This window comes from Pseudescherichia sp. (genome assembly GCF_031987975.1).
GTDB lineage: Bacteria > Pseudomonadota > Gammaproteobacteria > Enterobacterales > Enterobacteriaceae > Pseudescherichia.
The window spans coordinates 57,207-75,178 of the sequence record NZ_DALZYX010000002.1 but is presented as its reverse complement, the minus strand read 5'-3'; the positions used below and the strand labels follow the sequence as shown (position 1 = coordinate 75,178).

Here is a 17,972-nt window from a genome sequence, read left to right as displayed (position 1 = left end):
TACCGCTTGGCGATACCCCAACAATTTTTTACGTCATAAGCATCTTAAAGATACTCATCAGAATATAGTGGCTACTACGGGAATCGAACCTGTGACCCCATCATTATGAGTGATGTGCTCTAACCAGCTGAGCTAAGTAGCCAAATTGTACTGCTAGTTACTCAAGACAAACGTGTTACACACGAGAGTCAAAAAAAGTGGCTGGGGTACCTGGATTCGAACCAGGGAATGCCGGTATCAAAAACCGGTGCCTTACCGCTTGGCGATACCCCATCCGTGCAACGCTTACTGGGAATGGTGCGGGAGGCGAGACTTGAACTCGCACACCTTGCGGCGCCAGAACCTAAATCTGGTGCGTCTACCAATTTCGCCACTCCCGCAAAAAAAGATGGTGGCTACGACGGGATTCGAACCTGTGACCCCATCATTATGAGTGATGTGCTCTAACCAGCTGAGCTACGTAGCCATCTTTTTTTCGCGTTACCTTATCGGCGTTGCGGGGCGCATTATGCGTATTGGGCCTTTCAGCGTCAACACCTTTTTCATCGAAAATTGCCGGAATGTGACTGTTTGGTTAGGTTGCGAACAGCCTGGCGTATAATTCGGCAATTATTGGTTATATCTTGATTTTAATTGAGAGATAACAGGATCAAAACCAACAAAAACGGGTCCCGCAGGACCCGCTATTATCACGCTACTTTATCTATCAGTAGGCGGACTGGTGAACGCCTACCGCACGGCCTGATGGATCGTTCATGGTTTTGAACGCTTCATCCCACTCAATCGCTTTGGCAGAGGAGCAGGCGACGGATGGACCGCCAGGCACGCACTCGGCAGCGCTGGCAACCGGGAACAGCTCTTCAAACACTTCGCGGTACAGGTACGCCTCTTTAGAGGTCGGCGTGTTGTACGGGAAGCGGTAGCTGGCGGTCTCCAGCTGCTGGTCGGTTACCTGCTGTGCCGCCACCTCTTTCAGGGTATCGATCCAGCTGTAGCCTACGCCATCGGAGAACTGCTCTTTCTGACGCCATGCTACGCTTGCCGGCAGGTAGGATTCGAAGCACTCACGCAGGACGTGTTTCTCCATTTTGCCGTTGCCGCACATCTTGTCCTGCGGGTTGATGCGCATCGCCACGTCGAGGAAGTTTTTATCCAGGAAGGGCACACGCGCTTCCACGCCCCAGGCCGACATCGCTTTGTTAGCACGGGCGCAGTCAAACATGTGCAGCGCCTGCAGCTTACGTACGGTCTCTTCATGCAGCTCTTTCGCATCCGGCGCTTTATGGAAGTAGAGGTAGCCACCAAACACTTCGTCAGAGCCTTCACCCGACAGCACCATCTTAATGCCCATCGCTTTGATCTTACGTGACATCAGATACATCGGCGTTGAGGCGCGGATGGTGGTCACGTCATAGGTCTCAATGTGGTAGATCACGTCGCGGATAGCATCCAGGCCTTCCTGCACGGTGAAGTGGATCTCGTGGTGCACCGTACCAAGGTGATCCGCAACCGCCTGCGCCGCTTTCAGATCCGGTGCGCCTTCGAGGCCCACGGCAAAGGAGTGCAGCTGCGGCCACCAGGCTTCTGATTTTTCCTGATCTTCCACGCGGCGTGCGGCAAATTTTTTGGTAATGGCGGAGATGATCGACGAATCGAGACCGCCGGAGAGCAGCACGCCGTAAGGTACGTCGGACATCAGGTGCGTCTTCACCGCGTCTTCCAGCGCCTGGCGCAGCTCGGCTTTGTCGGTCACGTTGTCTTTTACCGCGTCGTACTCAAACCAGTCGCGCTGGTAGTAGCTGCGGATCTCGCCGTCCTGGCTCCACAGGTAGCTACCCGCCGGGAACTCTTTAATGGTGCGGCAGACCGGTACCAGGGCTTTCATCTCAGACGCCACGTACATGTTGCCGTGCTCGTCGTAACCCATGTACAGCGGGATGATACCGATATGGTCACGGCCAATCAGGTAGGCGTCTTTTTCGCTATCGTACAGAACGAAGGCAAACATCCCCTGCAGCTCGTCGAGGAACTCCGGGCCTTTCTCCTGATACAGCGCCAGGATAACTTCGCAGTCGGAGCCGGTCTGGAACGCGTAGCGATCGCCATACTCGGCGCGCAGCGCCTGATGGTTATAGATTTCACCGTTAACGGCCAGGGCATGGGTTTTTTGGGCGTTGTAAAGCGGCTGTGCGCCAGCGTTGACGTCAACGATAGAGAGACGTTCGTGGGCCAGAATCGCTTTATCGCTTGCGTATACGCCGGACCAGTCAGGACCGCGATGGCGCATCAGGCGGGAAAGCTCCAGCGCTTTTTTACGCAGCTCACCTGCATCCGTTTTAATATCCAGTACGCCAAAAATTGAACACATAACCTTCTCCGTTAACCCTGTGATGTTGCTTCGTGTTGTCAGTTTGCAGACGTTGCGTCATCGCGTTGTCTTATTGCTTGATTAAGAAAATGCCGGAAAGCGCAGGCGGGTGCAAGGGTTTTAGCGGGGTGAAATTAAAAAGCGCAATTGCCATTGTGGAATAGTGAAAAAAGCATAGAGTTCGACGCTGAATATTGATGAATATTCATTTTAAAGGCGCTTTTTTTGATGCGGGTTATCTTATGGAGAGTTAAAAATGAAAAAACCACGTCAGTGGACGTGGTTCGGTTTAACGAATGGCTGGCTATTACTCCTCCAGCAGATGCTGTAACAGCGAGCCGTTGAGCATGGCGCGCTTTACCAACGCAAAGGCACCGATGGCCGAGCGGTGATCCAGCGTCGAGCGAACCACCGGCAGATTTTTGCGAAACGCCTTTAGCGCCTGGGTATTGATGCAGCCCTCAATGGCGGGCAGCAGCACCTTCTCCGCCTCGACAATCTCACCGGCAATGACAATTTTCTGCGGATTAAACAGATTAATAGCAATGGCGATGGTTTTTCCCAGGTGGCGGCCCACGTGCTCGATGACCTCGCAGGCCAGCGCGTCGCCTTTGTTGGCGGCTTTACAGATCGCTTTGATCGAGCAGTCGTCCAGCGTGATGCGGCTCTGGTAGCCCTGTTCAAGCAGATGGCGCACCCGCTGTTCAATAGCGGCATTTGCCGCCACGGTCTCCAGACAGCCGAAGTTACCGCAGTGGCAACGCTCTCCCAGCGGCTCGACCTGAATATGGCCAATCTCACCCACGTTGCCGTTACGGCCAATAAAGATGCGTCCGTTAGAGATGATCCCCGCCCCAGTCCCGCGATGGACACGCACCAGGATAGAGTCTTCGCAGTCCTGGCTTGCACCAAAGTAGTGCTCGGCCAGCGCCAGGCTACGGATATCATGCCCGACAAAACAGGTTACCTTAAAACGTTTTTCCAGCGCGCTGACCAGCCCCCAGTTCTCCACCTGAATATGCGGCATATAGCGGATCACGCCGCTTTCCGGATCGACCAGCCCCGGCAGGATCACCGAAATAGCAATCAGCTCGCGGGTTTTACGCTGGCAGGTGTCAATAAAAGTGGCGATGGTGTTTAGGAGAGCGTGCTCTAACGTCTCCTGAGTGCGCTCCGGCAGAGGATAGTGCTCTTCTGCCAGCACCTTGCTGCTCAGATCGTAGAGCGTCAGGGTCGTGTCGTGGCGACCGAGGCGTACACCAATCGCATTAAAGTTACGCGTCTCGGTAATAATAGAGATGGCGCGGCGACCACCGGTCGAGGCCTGCTGATCGACCTCTTTAATCAAACCGCGCTCAATAAGCTGTCGCGTGATTTTTGTCACGCTGGCGGGGGCAAGCTGGCTCTGCTCGGCAATCTGGATCCGCGAGATGGGGCCATACTGATCGATCAGGCGGTAAACAGCCGCGCCATTGAGTTGTTTTACGAGGTCAACGTTACCAATCTGAGCTTGTCCGCCTGATGTCATACTTTTACTTACTCGATGATGACCTCGTTACCATTAACGATGGTCTTAATTACTTTATAGTCGTGGGTAAACGCGGTCAGGTTCGCCACCATGCCCGGTGCGATGCTGCCTAGCTGTTTATCAACGCCGATGGCGCGGGCCGGGTAGAGCGTTGCCATACGCAGCGCTTCGTCCAACGCAACGCCGACGTGCTCGACAAGATTAGCCACCCCTTCGATCATGGTTAACGCCGAACCGCTCAGGGTACCGTTCTCGTCCACACAGAGTCCATTGCGGTAGTATATTGTTTTACCAGCAAAAATAAATTCGTCAATGACGGCACCCGCTGCGGCGGTAGCGTCGGTGACCAGGCAAAGCTTATCGCCCTTCAGGCGCTTCGCCAGCCGAACATTAGTAAAATCAACGTGTAAGCCATCGACAATAATACCGCAGTAAACGTCAGCGTCGTCGAGGATCGCGCCCACTAAACCCGGCTCGCGGCCGGTAATGTACGGCATAGCGTTAAAAAGATGGGTGGCAAACGTGATACCTGCGCGAAAACCGGCTTTCGCCTCGACGAGGGTCGCGTTGGAGTGGCCGGCAGAGACCACAATGCCCGCCGCCGTCAGCTTGCGAACGACAGCAGGATCGACCATTTCCGGGGCCAGGGTCAGTTTGGCAATCACATCGGCATTGGCACAGAGAAAATCGACCAGATCGCTATCCGGGCTGCGCACGAAATCAGGATCGTGGGTGCCTTTTTTCACTACGTTAAGCCACGGCCCTTCCAGATGCAGGCCCAGCGCCTGATGCGGATGCTTCGCCAGATAGTCGCGCATCACCTGCACGCCCTGTTTCATCAGATCGTCGCTGGTGGTGATAAGAGTAGGTAAAAAGCTGGTACAGCCCGACTGTTCGTTGGCGCGCTGCATAATCTCCAGCGTCTCTACGCTCACCGCCTCGGCGGTGTCGTTAAACTGTACGCCGCCGCAGCCGTTCAGCTGCAGGTCAATAAAACCGGGGGCCAGCCAGGCGCCGTTGAGCGAGCGCTGCTCAATTGTTGGCGGCAGGTCTGCCAGCGGGCAGAGTCGGTCGATAAGACCATCAACGACGATCAGCGCGTGATCGTCCAGAATTTCATGGCCGGTAAAAATACGGCACTGGGTTAAAGCATACATAACAACCCCCGGGTAAAAATGTTACAGACCTTTGATATTTTCCGCTTCTAATTCAGTGAAGTATTTGAGCGTCTTCACCTTTAGCTCCATTGTTGACGGTTCGTCGCACACCACGACCGCTTTCGGATGCAGCTGCAGGCAGCTGATCGTCCACATGTGGTTAACGTTGCCTTCCACCGCCGCCTGCAATGCCTGCGCCTTGACGTTGCCCAGCACCAGAATCATCACCTCTTCAGCATCCAGCAGGGTGCCTACACCAACGGTCAGGGCGTATTTCGGCACCTGATTGACGTCACCATCAAAAAAGCGGGAGTTTGCCACGCGGGTGTCATGGGTCAAGGTCTTAATACGGGTGCGGGAGGCCAGCGAGGAGGCCGGTTCGTTAAACGCGATGTGCCCGTCGTTGCCTACGCCGCCCATAAACAGGTGAATTTTGCCGTAGGCACGAATTTTTTCTTCATAACGGCGACATTCTGCGTCAATATCCGGCGCATTACCATTGAGCAGGTTGATGTTTTCTGCGGGAATATCAACGTGGTCGAAAAAGTTGCGGTGCATAAAGCTGTGGTAGCTCTCCGGGTGCTCTTTTGGCAGGCCGACATACTCGTCCATGTTAAAGGTCACTACGTTCTGGAAGCTAACCTGGCCCGCTTTGTGCATTTCAACCAGCGCTTTGTAGGCGGTAAGCGGCGTGCCGCCGGTGGGCAGGCCAAGCACAAACGGACGATCCGCCGTAGGTTTGAACGCGTTGATGCGGTTAACGATATGGCGGGCAGCCCATTTACCGACCAGTTCGGCACTCGTCAGGGGGATCAGTCTCATTGTTTACCTCTACACAGTGTGAAATTAACGTTGGCGAACTGCAGCCTGTACGCTTTAAGCGTAACCCAGATTGCGCCGTGAGAGGGGGCAGTTCGTCCTGATTTTTTGAATCATAAAATAAGTTTTCGTTCTTAGCCAGTAACAAGGAGTGTAAATAACGATATTTGGTGATTGTAATCACAAAAAATGCGCGTTTAATTTGCGAGGCGAATTAAATTTCCACACACTTAAACAGTCTGTGTAAAACGGCCGCGTTACAGGGTTGGTTTAACAATAAAAATGGTTAGTGATGAGGCTCAACGGAGTTTCACGGGGGGTATAAAATGAACATTCTAGGTTTCTTCCAGCGACTGGGCCGGGCACTCCAGCTCCCCATCGCTGTGCTGCCCGTCGCGGCATTGCTGCTGCGATTCGGTCAGCCCGATCTACTGAACGTCCCGTTTATTGCCCAGGCGGGTGGGGCAATTTTTGACAACCTGGCCTTGATCTTCGCGATCGGTGTGGCCTCGTCGTGGTCAAAAGATAGTGCAGGCGCAGCAGCGCTGGCCGGTGCGGTAGGCTACTTTGTGATGACCAAAGCGATGATTACCATCAACCCGGCCATCAACATGGGCGTGCTCTCCGGTATCATTACCGGCCTGGTGGGCGGCGCGGTCTACAACCGCTGGTCCAACATCAAGCTGCCTGAGTTCCTGAGCTTCTTCGGCGGCAAACGCTTTGTGCCGATTGCCACCGGATTCTTCTGCCTGATCCTCGCGGCGATTTTCGGCTACGTCTGGCCGCCGGTGCAGAATGCTATCCATGCTGGCGGGGAGTGGATCGTCTCCATGGGCGCGGTCGGCTCCGGTATCTTCGGCTTCGTTAACCGTCTGCTGATCCCGACCGGCCTGCATCAGGTGCTGAACACCATCGCCTGGTTCCAGATTGGCGAATTTACCAATGCCGCAGGCACCGTCTTCCACGGTGATATCAACCGCTTCTACGCGGGCGATACTACCGCAGGCATGTTCATGTCCGGCTTCTTCCCGATCATGATGTTTGGTCTGCCTGGCGCGGCGCTGGCGATGTACTTCGCGGCCCCGAAAGCACGCCGTCCGATGATCGGCGGGATGCTGCTCTCCGTGGCCATCACCGCCTTCCTGACCGGCGTCACCGAGCCGCTGGAGTTTCTGTTCATGTTCCTGGCACCGCTGCTGTATCTCCTGCACGCCGTGCTGACAGGCATCAGCCTGTTTGTCGCCACCGCGCTGGGGATCCATGCGGGCTTCTCCTTCTCGGCGGGCGCCATCGACTATGCGTTGATGTATAACCTGCCTGCAGCCAGCGGCAACGTCTGGATGCTGGTGGTGATGGGCCTGATCTTCTTCGCCATCTACTTCGTGGTCTTTAGCTTCGTTATCCGCGCTTTCAACCTGAAAACGCCGGGCCGCGAAGAGACCGACGACGCGGTGGTCACCTCTGAAGCCAACAGCAATACCGATGAAGGCCTGGAGCAGCTGGCGACCAGCTACATCGCTGCCATCGGCGGCACTGACAACCTGAAGGCTATCGACGCCTGTATTACCCGTCTGCGTCTGACCGTGGCGGACTCCTCACGGGTTAACGACGTGCAGTGTAAACGTCTGGGCGCCTCCGGCGTGGTGAAGCTGAACAAGCAGAGCATCCAGGTGATTGTGGGGGCGAAAGCGGAATCCGTTGGTGATGCCATGAAGCGTGTGGTAGCCCGTGGCCCGGTGGCCGCAGCCGCCAGCGTCCAGCCCGCCGCCAACGCACCGGCCGCAGCGGTTAAACCGCAGGCCGTGCCGAACGCCGTCACCGTTGCCGCGCTGGTATCGCCGGTGACCGGTGAAGTGGTTCCGCTGGAGCAGGTGCCTGATGAGGCCTTTGCCAGCAAAGCGGTGGGCGACGGCGTGGCGGTGAAACCGACGGGTAAAACCGTGGTCTCCCCGGCTGCCGGTACCATCGTTAAGATTTTCAACACCAACCACGCCTTCTGTCTGGAAACCGAAAAAGGCGCGGAAATTGTCGTGCACATGGGCATCGACACCGTTGCGCTGAACGGCCAGGGCTTTACCCGCCTGGTGGAAGAGGGCGCGGATGTGGCTGCGGGCCAGCCGGTGCTGGAGATGGATCTCGACTATCTCAACGCCAATGCGCGCTCGATGATCAGCCCGGTGGTGTGCAGCAACATCGACGATTTCAGCGGTCTGGTCTTCCAGGCTGAAGGTCAGGTCGTTGCAGGCCAGACCCCGCTGTTTGAGGTCAAAGGTAAATAGCCGTAACGTACGGTTAATCAGCGGTGGAGCCAGTCTCCGCCGCTTTTTTTTGCCCAAGGTGCGCCGATCCCCTCGGCATTAACGCTTTTTGTTGAACTAAGGGTTGTCTCCGCGTCCCGCTTATAAGATCATGTTCCGTTATACGTTGTTTACGTTTTGAGGAACCCGCGATGAGTGAGGCAGAAGCCCGCCCGACTAACTTTATTCGCCAGATTATTGATGAAGATCTGGCCAGTGGTAAGCACAGCACGGTTTGCACCCGTTTTCCGCCGGAGCCGAACGGCTACCTGCATATCGGTCATGCAAAATCTATCTGCCTGAACTTCGGTATCGCCCAGGATTATCAGGGGCAGTGTAACCTGCGCTTTGACGATACCAACCCGGTGAAAGAAGATATCGAATACGTTGATTCGATTAAAAATGACGTGCAGTGGCTGGGTTTCCACTGGTCGGGTGATGTTCGCTACTCCTCTGACTATTTCGACCAGCTGCATAACTACGCCGTCGAGCTGATCAATAAAGGTCTTGCCTACGTTGACGAACTGTCACCGGAGCAGATCCGCGAATACCGTGGCACCCTGACCGCGCCGGGTAAAAACAGCCCGTTCCGCGACCGTAGCGTGGAAGAGAACCTGGCGCTGTTTGAGAAGATGCGCGCCGGTGGCTTCGAAGAGGGCACCGCCTGCCTGCGTGCCAAAATCGACATGGCCTCGCCGTTTATCGTTATGCGCGACCCGGTTCTGTACCGCATTAAGTTTGCCGAGCATCACCAGACCGGCAACAAGTGGTGCATCTACCCGATGTACGATTTCACCCACTGCATCAGCGATGCGCTGGAAGGCATTACCCATTCACTCTGTACGCTGGAGTTCCAGGACAACCGTCGTCTCTACGACTGGGTGCTGGATAACATCACTATTCCTGTTCATCCGCGCCAGTACGAGTTCTCGCGCCTGAATCTGGAATATGCCGTGATGTCCAAGCGTAAGCTGAACCTGCTGGTGACGGACAAAATTGTTGAGGGCTGGGACGATCCGCGTATGCCGACCATCTCTGGCCTGCGCCGTCGCGGCTATACCGCTGCTTCCATCCGCGAGTTCTGCAAGCGCATCGGCGTGACCAAGCAGGACAACACCATCGAGATGGCGTCGCTGGAGTCCTGCATTCGTGAAGATCTCAACGAAAACGCCCCGCGTGCGATGGCCGTTATCGATCCGGTGAAGCTGGTGATCGAGAACTACCCGCAGGGTGAGAGCGAAGTGGTGACCATGCCAAATCATCCGAACAAGCCGGAGATGGGCAGCCGCGAGGTGCCGTTTAGCGCGGAGATCTGGATCGATCGTGCTGACTTCCGCGAAGAGGCGAACAAGCAGTACAAGCGTCTGGTGCTGGGTAAAGAAGTACGCCTGCGCAACGCCTACGTGATCAAAGCCGAGCGTGTAGAGAAAGACGCGGAAGGCAACATCACCACTATCTTCTGCTCCTATGACGCCGAGACCCTAAGCAAGGATCCGGCTGACGGTCGCAAGGTGAAAGGGGTGATCCACTGGGTGAGCGCTGCCCATGCGCTGCCGGTTGAGATCCGTCTTTACGACCGCCTGTTCAGCGTGGCAAACCCGGGTGCGGCGGAGGATTTCCTCGCTACCATCAACCCGGATTCGCTGGTGATCAAGCAGGGCTACGCTGAGCCGTCCCTGAGCGCCGCCGAAGCTGGCAAGGCGTACCAGTTCGAGCGCGAAGGCTACTTCTGCCTCGACAGCCGCTACTCCACGGCGGAGAAGCCGGTGTTTAACCGCACCGTTGGCCTGCGCGATACCTGGGCTAAAATCGGCGAGTAAGTTACTTTCGCCCGGAAAAGAAAAACGCCGCTTATGCGGCGTTTTTTATTACTGTCCTCAGCGCAACATTACGTTGCCTCTGCCTGCAATTTTTTCTCGTGGCGGCGCAGCAGCACCACTTTGCTTTGCAGACGCTGCTGGAACTGATCGATAACCACCGCCGTGACAATCACCAGGCCCTTAATCACCATCTGCCAGAAGTCGCTGACCCCCATCATCACCATCCCGTCAGCAAGGAAAACGATGACGAAGGCACCAATGATCGAGCCAGAAACGCGACCCCGTCCGCCTGCCAGCGCGGTTCCGCCCAGCACGGTTGCGCCGATAGCGTCCATCTCAAACATATTCCCGGTCATTGGGTGAGAGGTTTGCAGCTGAGAGGCCACAATCAGCCCCACCAGCGCCGCGCACAGGCCAGAGAAGGCATAGACAAAGACCTTAACCTTGATGATAGGAACGCCCGCCAGCCGCGCAGCGGATTCATTCCCGCCGATGGCGTAAATATAGCGGCCCAGCGGGGTCTTACGGGTCATGTAGAGGCCCAGCAGCAGGAAGCTCACCATCAGCCAGATGGGAATATAGATGCCGAGGATCGTGCCGGAGCCTAAAATTGCAAAACCGGTATTGCCCAGCTCAGGCATGCCCACCAGGTTGGCATAGGTGCTACCGTCGTTAAACAGCAGCGCCGCGCCACGGGCAACGTACATCATGCCGAGGGTACAGATAAAGGGTGCAACCCCGAGGCGGGTGATCACCGCCCCGTTGATCAGGCCCAGCAGGATGCCGAAGCCGGCCACCAGCAGGATCACTTCCGGAACGTTAAAGAAGATAATCTGCTCGCCCCAGATCGGCAGGCCGTTGGTTAACAGCGCCCCGGCAACCATGCCGCACATGCCCGCCACCGCCCCGACGGAGAGGTCAATACCGCCGGTGAGAATCACCAGCGTCATACCAATCGCCAGCAGGCCAGTAATGGCCACGTGCTGGGTCATGATCAGCAGGTTCGACATGGTCAGAAAGTTAGGCACCATCACGCTGAAGAAGCCCATGACGATCAGCAGGGCAATGAAGGTGCGCGCTTTGAGCAAATACATGTAGATCATATACTTTTTGTTCATTTCTCTCTCCAGCAGACATCAGTCCTGCGGTGTAGAAGCGCTGATTAATTTTTCCCGCGTCACGGAAGCGCGCGGTAAATCTGCGGTAATGCGGCCATCGGCCATAACCAGAACCCGGTCAGCCAGCGCCATGACCTCATCCAGCTCGGAGGAGGAGAACATAACGGCCAGCCCCTGATGCGCCATTTTGCCAATCAGGTGATACACATCGGTTTTCGCGCCAACGTCGATGCCGCGCGTCGGCTCATCCAGCAGGACCACTTTGGGTCCGGTCATCAATGCCTTACCCAGCACCACCTTTTGCTGATTGCCGCCGCTTAGCGAGGTAATAGGTAGCTCCGTGTCGCCAGCCTTGATTGCCAGCTGTTCGACCATGTGGTTGACCTGCTGCTCCTCTTTAACTGGACTGAGCAGGCGCAGAGCGCGACGAAAGCCCAGTAGGCTCAGGTCGGTCAGCGTCATGTTGCTTTTGATCGACATGAGCTGCACCACACCTTCCCCCTGGCGATCCTCCGGCACGAGGGTAATACCGCGCTTCAGTCGTTGCTGGAAAGATCGCTTGTCCAGCGTTTCACCATCGAGATTGATGGTGCCAGACTGGCAGCCCATCATTCCGACTAAACCTTTAAATAGCTCCGTACGTCCCGCGCCAAGCAGGCCATAGATGCCGATGACCTCCCCTTTACGCAAGTCAAAAGAGACATCGTTTAATTTATAACCGCCGTTCTGATGCAGCGCGGTCAGGCCATTAACCTTAAGGATGGTCTCGCCGTGTGCGGCGGGGCTGTAGTCAAAGTGTTTTTTCTTGTCTCCAACCATCTGCTCAATGATCCAGGGCACGCTGGCCTGCTGGACGGGACGCTCGCTGATAAAGCGGCCATCGCGGAAGATGGTGATGTGATCGCCAATCTCCATCAGCTCTTCCAGCCGGTGAGAGATGTAGATAATGGTCACGCCGCGGCGCTTAAGCTGGGCAATAACATTAAACAGCACCCGCACTTCCGACTGGCTCAGCGCGCTGGTAGGCTCGTCCATGATCAGCACCCGGGTATCTTTAGAGAGGGCGCGGGCGATCTCTACCAGCTGTTGATGGCCGATCCCCAGCTCGCCTAGCGGCGCGTAGGGATCGACATTCAGCTCCAGTCGCTCCAGTAGCGACTTAGCCAGTTCGTACTGGTATTTTTCGTTAATCACGCCGCGCTGGAAAAACTCATTGCCAATGAAGATGTTGTCCATCACGTTCATATTGGGGAAGAGGTTCAGCTCCTGGAAAATAATGCTGATGCCATGCTTTTCCGCCTCGTGAGTGGAGCCGAGCGTGACCTTCTGCCCGTCCAGCAGGATCTCGCCGGAGGAGGGCGTCTCAACCCCGGCCAGCATTTTCATCATTGTTGATTTACCCGCGCCGTTCTCGCCAATCAGCACGTTGACCTGATTGCGGTATACGCGGTAATTAACGTTATCGAGTGCGACTACGCCAGGATAAACACGAGAGAGGTCGCGAGTCTCAATAATCACCTCATCCCGCTGGGTCTGTTGCTCATTCATAACCCTCTCCTCACTGCCGTGCAATCTGTGCTGGTGTTACGTCTGGGATGGTTTGCGGAATATCCCAGGCGGCAAAGACCCCGGAAATCGTGACCTTATCCCCGACGGCGGGCTTGAAGTTCACCATCATTTCTGACGCTTGCTGATTAATAGCCTTCCCGTAATCGCCATACAGTACCTGATCGTTAAAGTCCTGATAGCTTGCACCTTTATAACCATCCCGCAGGCTGGTGCCGCGAATAATCGGTCCCATCTGCACCACAATCTCTTCACCCTGTTCATCGCGCACCGTCATTTTCCCGCTGCGGGATTTGGTATTGAGCTTGATCACTTCGCCGGTAATACGCACGTTAAAGACGCAGGGGTTTTCGCTCTGGCTGCGGTAGCCGTCTTTGCTACAGGCCTCATCAAAACTCTTTTCGGCCTGTAACGTTTTAAGCAATTCAGCGACAGGTTTAGCTTCACGCACATACTGCGGCACAATCTTTTGCTGCCAGGTTTGCTGAATATTGGCCATTTGTGGATTAGGGGGATTTTTGAGATCGGCCAGCTCTTTCTGCGATACGATACGGCAGCCGCCAAGCGCTAAAACGATCAATGCCAGCGCGAGTTTTCTGTGCATCATGTTCTCCTTTGCGCCCGCCGAAGCGGGCGCAGCAACGGGTCATCAGGATTTGAAATTGAAGTCTTGAACTCCTGAGGCGTTGTCAGGGGTGATCAAAATGCCGCGGAACATCACGCGCTGTTTCTCAGGCTTGGTTCCTTTTTGGATAAAGTTATCGAGATCCGTCACGCCCTGGGCAGCAATCGCCTGGGCCTGCAGCATCACCGTGGCTTTGAGAGTGCCGGCTTTCACCGCTTCACGCTCATCGTTGCTGCCATCGATGCCGACGACAATCACGTCGTCACGGCCGGCAGATTTCAGCGCGGCAATAGCGCCCAGCGCCACGGGACCGTTGCCGCAGATGACGCCTTTTACATCCGGGTGCGCCTGCAGAATACTGTCCATAATGCGCTTGCCGTCGATCAGCGTACCTTTAGCATCCTGTCGTGCAACGCTCTGCATATCCGGATACTGATCCAGCACCTGGTGGAAGGATTTAGAGCGGGTGACACAGTTGTTGTCGGCCAGGTTACAGGTCAGCTCGGCATATTTTCCACTCTCTCCCATTTGTTCAACAAAGACGTTAGCCACGTCAGAGCCGGCCTGGAAGTTGTTATGGGTGATCTGTTCAAGGGCGATGTTATCGACCGGGATTTCGCGGTTGATTAACACCACCGGAATACCCGCGTCTTTGGCTTTCTGGATGGCGGCTACGCTGGCAGTAGAGTCAGCATTATCGAGAATAATGCCCTGAACTTTTTTACCGATAGCAGCGTCAATAAGCTCGCTCTGCTTTTTAACATCTTCACCGTGGGACAGCACGCTGGTGGTGTATCCCAGCTCTTTTGCTTTCAGATCGGCACCCTTGGCTTCAGCGGCGTAGTAGGGGTTATCCAGCGAGTTAACCATAATCATGATGGTGCCTTTTTCAACGGCAAACGCATTCGCTGAAAATGCACAGGCTGCTGCCACACTTAAAAACAGTAATTTCGTTTTCATAAGATGTTCTCTCAAAATGTAATGTATGGCGGTTCGACAGGTGTAGGGTTGTCGTTTATTACGTACTTTTGTTAACGCTATCTATTGATAAGTGCCAGGGTCTGATTGACGATCCCGGCTACATTAAAACCATGGTATGCCCGCATATCTTTGCGATCGGCAGCAATAGCGTATTCGCCGTCAGGGATCCCCAGACGTTTAAGCATCGCGCCGTGGCCGTTTTCTGCCAGCACTTCTGCGACGATGCTGCCTACGCCGCCGTTCACGTTGTGCTCTTCAATGCTGATGATATGTTTAACCCCCTGTAAAGCGGCGAACAGCGCGTCGCGATCTAAAGGACGAATCGAAGGAACGTTAATTACCTTTGCCGAAATGCCCTGTTCAGCTAGCTGTGCGGCGGCATCGACGGCTTCGTGAACGGTGGACCCCATCGCAACCAGCGCAATTTCATCGCCTTCGCGCAGAACATCTACCGCACCGGGTACAAAGGTGTAACTTTCATCATGCAGTTCAGGTAACGCTTTACCATCCATGCGGATATAGACCGGGCCAACGTACTCCAGGGCATACTCAATAATCTGGCGGCACTCCAGCGGTGATGAGGGGGCAAAGATCTGAATATTGCCAAACCCACGCATTACGGAGATATCATCGATAGCGTGGTGGGTGCTGGCTAGCGGACCATAGCTGGCTCCGGCGTTGAGGCCAAACAGCTTCACGTTGGTATTGTTGTAGCAGATATCGACTTTAACCTGCTCGTTGGCGCGTGAAACAAGAAAAGGCGCGGCGTTACAGGTTACGGCGATTTTTCCGCCCAGCGCCAGCCCGGCAGCTGCGCCGACCAGGGTCTGCTCGGCGATACCAACGTTGACGATCCGATCCGGAAACTGCTTCATGAAAGGGGAGATCTTGGCGGTTGACGTCGAGTCGGCGACGACGGGAACCAGGTCAACGCCTTTCTCAACCGCATCAATAAAAGCTTCAACCATCACGTTTGCAAGATGTTCTGAATTACTCACTTTTCATGCCCTCTTCGATCAGATCGTTCAGTTCGCTCATTGCCAGCCCGATTTCGTCACCCTTAGGTACACGGTGGTGCCACTCGGGTTTGCCAGCGATAAAGGAGACGCCCGCCCCCTTGGTGGTATGGGCGATGATGACGTTTGGTTTTCCGGTCTGGGGCAGGTTCTCCAGCGCGTTGACCACGGAGGCCATATCGTTGCCCTGGCACTCAGTCACCTCCATGCCGAAGGCGCGCCATTTCTCATCCAGCGGATCGGTGCTCATGATGTCTTTAGTCGCCCCTGCCAGCTGCAGACCATTTTTGTCATTGATAATGACCAGGTTATCCAGCTTGTAATGAGCTGCGACCATAGCCGCTTCCCAGTTACTGCCTTCGGCCAGTTCGCCATCGCCGGTAATCAGGAAAATGCGGCGTTTGCTGTTGCTGCGCTTAGCTGCCAGCGCCAGGCCGACCGCCACCGGAAAACCATGCCCCAGGGCGCCGGTATTCAGCTCAATGCCCGGCGTCTTTTGCTTAACCGGATGTCCCGGAAGATGGGAGTTGGCGTGCTGATAGGTTGAGAGCCACTCCACCGGGAAATAGCCCGCTTCAGCGAGCACGCAGTAGTAGCAGCCGACGGCATGGCCTTTGGACTGGATGTAGATATCACGCTCCTCATCATCCTGGCGGTCAACTGCGCAGTCGAGTACGCGAAAATAGAGCGCCGTTAACAGTTCGACCTGCGAGAGATCGGCCCCGGTATGGCCACCAGCGGGGCTGTTGGCATTCAGGGAGATGATGTGGCGGCGCACGGCGCGGGCTTTGTTTTCAAGTTCGGGTACAGAAAGTAAGAACGGATTCATCGAACTCCTCCGAATGATTATGCGACTCTGAATATATATTCAGGTGGGTGCAAAAAAATGGATCCTGGCCGTTGCTCCAGGTCTCCCTGACCGTAAGTGAATAGTCATCTGCGACGTCTCAGAATATATATTCACACATGACTTTATATTCATAATACTACAACCCCTGCTGTTGATTTGTCCAGAGTGATTGAGTGAATTGTGATGCCATACGCATTTGTTGCGTTTGCCTGTAGAAGCGGATAGCGATCCCCGCTATCGTTTACAAAATAAATAATCAGTGCTGAATATATATTCATAGACGGTTCGCTTCTCCGGAGAAACCTATGTCTTCACACCAAAACATTATCATTGCCCTTGATGAAGGTACGACGAACGCGAAGGCCGTCGCCTTAGATGAAACAGGCAAGGTTATCGTTAAATTCAACCAACCGCTGTCAATCCAGACGCCTCGAGAAGGGTGGGTCGAACAGTCAGGCACGGCGCTAATTGAGGCCTCTGTAAAGGTTATCTCACAGGCGATTGAGGCGGTGGGTGCCGACAATATCGCGGCGCTGGCTATTAGCAACCAACGCGAGACGGCGATGGGCTGGTACCGTAGCAATGGTACACCGCTGCATGCGGCAATAAGCTGGCAATGCTCGCGCACTGCGGATTTTTGCGATGCGCTGCGTCGCGATAATAAAGAGCCTGCGATTAAAGCCGTTACCGGTCTGCCGGTCGCGCCGCTCTTCTCCGGCTCCAAGATGCGCTGGCTCATCGAGGCGACGCCAAATGGCCAGACGCTGGCGGCAAACGGGGAGATCTGCCTGGGTACCATCGACAGCTGGCTGCTCTGGAATCTAACCGCCGGCGAAAGCTTCTGCTGCGACTACTCAAACGCTGCCCGTACCCAGCTTCTGGATCTGCAAAGCGGAGGCTGGAGTCCGGAGATGCTGGATATCTTCCAGATCCCGGCGGCTGCGCTGCCGGAGATTAAACCCTCCAGCGGCCTGTTCGGCTACACCAAAAACGTAGCGGGTATACCTGACGGTATCCCGATCATGTCGATGGTGGGCGACTCGCACGCTGCGCTGTTCGGCCACGCGCTGGGAGAGGCGGGGTGCGTCAAGGCGACTTACGGCACGGGGTCATCGGTCATGGCGCCAGTCACCTCTGCTCAGTGCAACATCCACTCCCTGGCCACCACCATTGCCTGGCATGACGGCGAGCAGTTGATCTATGGCCTGGAGGGGAACATTCCCCATACCGGGGACGGCGTCGCGTGGATGGCTGACAGTACGGGCCTGAGCGAGCTTCCTGAAGCCGAGCTGACGGCAGAGCTGAACTCGCTTCCGGCCTCGGTTGAGTCAACGCTTGGGGTCTATTTTGTTCCGGCACTTACTGGATTAGGCGCGCCCTGGTGGGATGAAAATGCCCGCGGGGTGATCTGCGGCCTGAGCCGTGGCGTTAAGCGTGCGCACCTGATCCGGGCCGCGCTGGAAGCTATCACCTACCAGATCGCCGACGTAGTAACCGCCATGCGCCAGCACAACGATTTCACGCTGACGGCATTAATGGTGGATGGCGGCCCGACAAAAAATGACTGGCTGATGCAGTATCAGTCAGACCTGCTGGGTTGTCCGGTGATGCGCAGCGACGTACCCGAACTGTCTGCTATCGGGGCGGCACTTTTAGCGCGCAAAGCCGTAGGGCAACTCTCACTCGATGAGCTGAAGCAGTACCTGTATCCGCATAGCGAATTTCGCCCCAACATGGAGCGTCATGGTCGTTTACAAAAGCGCTGGCGGGAGTGGCAAAAGGCCGTCGAAAGAACCCTACACAAATTCTGAATAGCGGGCGAGGAGA

The 17,972-nt window shown here is 55.5% G+C and carries 13 protein-coding genes and 5 tRNA genes (1 of these 18 only partly in view); 3 read left to right on the top strand and 15 right to left on the bottom strand.

The window, feature by feature from the left end:
* The 9 genes from RTN40_RS03705 to nagB form a co-directional block, all read right to left on the bottom strand.
* Positions 1-20, bottom strand: a tRNA-Gln gene (locus tag RTN40_RS03705); it reaches 155 nt to the left of the window's first position.
* Positions 21-68: 48 nt separating this feature from the next.
* Positions 69-142, bottom strand: a tRNA-Met gene (locus tag RTN40_RS03700).
* 56 nt (positions 143-198) lie between these two features.
* Positions 199-273: transfer RNA gene (locus tag RTN40_RS03695), tRNA-Gln, on the bottom strand.
* Between the two features lie 22 nt (positions 274-295).
* Positions 296-380, bottom strand: a tRNA-Leu gene (locus RTN40_RS03690).
* 9 nt (positions 381-389) lie between these two features.
* A tRNA-Met gene (locus RTN40_RS03685) sits at positions 390-466 on the bottom strand.
* Positions 467-706: 240 nt separating this feature from the next.
* Complete coding sequence (asnB, locus tag RTN40_RS03680; protein ID WP_312227272.1) at positions 707-2,368, bottom strand: asparagine synthase B; 1,662 nt, start codon at positions 2,366-2,368, stop codon at positions 707-709.
* 307 nt (positions 2,369-2,675) lie between these two features.
* Positions 2,676-3,896: an N-acetylglucosamine repressor gene (locus RTN40_RS03675; protein WP_312227271.1), complete on the bottom strand. Its 1,221-nt coding sequence runs from the start codon at positions 3,894-3,896 to the stop codon at positions 2,676-2,678.
* Between the two features lie 8 nt (positions 3,897-3,904).
* Positions 3,905-5,053, bottom strand: a complete 1,149-nt coding sequence (gene nagA, locus RTN40_RS03670; RefSeq protein ID WP_312227270.1) for an N-acetylglucosamine-6-phosphate deacetylase — start codon at positions 5,051-5,053, stop codon at positions 3,905-3,907.
* 21 nt (positions 5,054-5,074) lie between these two features.
* Positions 5,075-5,875 carry a glucosamine-6-phosphate deaminase gene (nagB, locus tag RTN40_RS03665; RefSeq protein ID WP_312227269.1) on the bottom strand — a complete coding sequence of 267 codons (801 nt, stop codon included), beginning with the start codon at positions 5,873-5,875 and terminating at the stop codon, positions 5,075-5,077.
* A gap of 323 nt (positions 5,876-6,198) precedes the next feature.
* Here nagB and nagE point away from each other — a divergent pair, with 323 nt between their 5' ends.
* Together nagE and glnS are read left to right on the top strand one after the other, a co-directional pair.
* A complete protein-coding gene (gene nagE / locus RTN40_RS03660) occupies positions 6,199-8,151 on the top strand; it encodes a PTS N-acetyl glucosamine transporter subunit IIABC (protein WP_312227268.1) in 1,953 nt (650 codons plus the stop codon).
* Positions 8,152-8,321: 170 nt separating this feature from the next.
* Entirely contained in the window at positions 8,322-9,989 is a 1,668-nt protein-coding gene (glnS, locus tag RTN40_RS03655) for a glutamine--tRNA ligase (protein ID WP_312227267.1), read from the top strand.
* Positions 9,990-10,057: 68 nt separating this feature from the next.
* Here glnS and RTN40_RS03650 read toward each other — a convergent pair whose 3' ends face one another.
* The 6 genes from RTN40_RS03650 to RTN40_RS03625 all read right to left on the bottom strand — a co-directional run bounded on the left by RTN40_RS03650 (position 10,058) and on the right by RTN40_RS03625 (position 16,124).
* Complete coding sequence (locus RTN40_RS03650) at positions 10,058-11,107, bottom strand: ABC transporter permease subunit (protein ID WP_312211561.1); 1,050 nt, start codon at positions 11,105-11,107, stop codon at positions 10,058-10,060.
* An 18-nt stretch (positions 11,108-11,125) separates the two neighbouring features.
* Complete coding sequence (locus RTN40_RS03645) at positions 11,126-12,655, bottom strand: sugar ABC transporter ATP-binding protein (RefSeq protein ID WP_312227266.1); 1,530 nt, start codon at positions 12,653-12,655, stop codon at positions 11,126-11,128.
* Positions 12,656-12,665: 10 nt separating this feature from the next.
* The gene (locus tag RTN40_RS03640) at positions 12,666-13,277 is read right to left on the bottom strand and encodes a DUF2291 domain-containing protein (RefSeq protein ID WP_312227265.1); all 612 of its coding nucleotides are present in this window, start codon (positions 13,275-13,277) and stop codon (positions 12,666-12,668) included.
* A gap of 45 nt (positions 13,278-13,322) precedes the next feature.
* Positions 13,323-14,258, bottom strand: a complete 936-nt coding sequence (locus tag RTN40_RS03635; protein WP_312227264.1) for a D-ribose ABC transporter substrate-binding protein — start codon at positions 14,256-14,258, stop codon at positions 13,323-13,325.
* Positions 14,259-14,335: 77 nt separating this feature from the next.
* The gene (locus RTN40_RS03630) at positions 14,336-15,277 is read right to left on the bottom strand and encodes a transketolase C-terminal domain-containing protein (RefSeq protein ID WP_312227263.1); all 942 of its coding nucleotides are present in this window, start codon (positions 15,275-15,277) and stop codon (positions 14,336-14,338) included.
* Positions 15,270-16,124, bottom strand: coding sequence for a transketolase (locus RTN40_RS03625; RefSeq protein ID WP_312227262.1), 855 nt, complete (start codon positions 16,122-16,124; stop codon positions 15,270-15,272). Before RTN40_RS03625 ends, RTN40_RS03630 begins: the two co-directional genes overlap by 8 nt.
* Positions 16,125-16,450: 326 nt before the next feature.
* On the opposite strand from RTN40_RS03625, the gene RTN40_RS03620 reads away from it, so the two are divergent.
* A complete protein-coding gene (locus RTN40_RS03620) occupies positions 16,451-17,956 on the top strand; it encodes an FGGY-family carbohydrate kinase (RefSeq protein WP_312227261.1) in 1,506 nt (501 codons plus the stop codon).
* The last annotated feature ends 16 nt before the right edge of the window (positions 17,957-17,972 follow it).

What these genes read in the sequence shown, in the direction of transcription:
- asnB (WP_312227272.1), bottom strand. Translation starts at nt 2,368, where the DNA reads ATGTGTTCAATTTTTGGCGTACTGGATATTAAAACGGATGCAGGTGAG.
- RTN40_RS03675 (WP_312227271.1), bottom strand. Translation starts at nt 3,896, where the DNA reads ATGACATCAGGCGGACAAGCTCAGATTGGTAACGTTGACCTCGTAAAA.
- nagA (WP_312227270.1), bottom strand. Translation starts at nt 5,053, where the DNA reads ATGTATGCTTTAACCCAGTGCCGTATTTTTACCGGCCATGAAATTCTG.
- nagB (WP_312227269.1), bottom strand. Translation starts at nt 5,875, where the DNA reads ATGAGACTGATCCCCCTGACGAGTGCCGAACTGGTCGGTAAATGGGCT.
- nagE (WP_312227268.1), top strand. Translation starts at nt 6,199, where the DNA reads ATGAACATTCTAGGTTTCTTCCAGCGACTGGGCCGGGCACTCCAGCTC.
- glnS (WP_312227267.1), top strand. Translation starts at nt 8,322, where the DNA reads ATGAGTGAGGCAGAAGCCCGCCCGACTAACTTTATTCGCCAGATTATT.
- RTN40_RS03650 (WP_312211561.1), bottom strand. Translation starts at nt 11,107, where the DNA reads ATGAACAAAAAGTATATGATCTACATGTATTTGCTCAAAGCGCGCACC.
- RTN40_RS03645 (WP_312227266.1), bottom strand. Translation starts at nt 12,655, where the DNA reads ATGAATGAGCAACAGACCCAGCGGGATGAGGTGATTATTGAGACTCGC.
- RTN40_RS03640 (WP_312227265.1), bottom strand. Translation starts at nt 13,277, where the DNA reads ATGCACAGAAAACTCGCGCTGGCATTGATCGTTTTAGCGCTTGGCGGC.
- RTN40_RS03635 (WP_312227264.1), bottom strand. Translation starts at nt 14,258, where the DNA reads ATGAAAACGAAATTACTGTTTTTAAGTGTGGCAGCAGCCTGTGCATTT.
- RTN40_RS03625 (WP_312227262.1), bottom strand. Translation starts at nt 16,124, where the DNA reads ATGAATCCGTTCTTACTTTCTGTACCCGAACTTGAAAACAAAGCCCGC.
- RTN40_RS03620 (WP_312227261.1), top strand. Translation starts at nt 16,451, where the DNA reads ATGTCTTCACACCAAAACATTATCATTGCCCTTGATGAAGGTACGACG.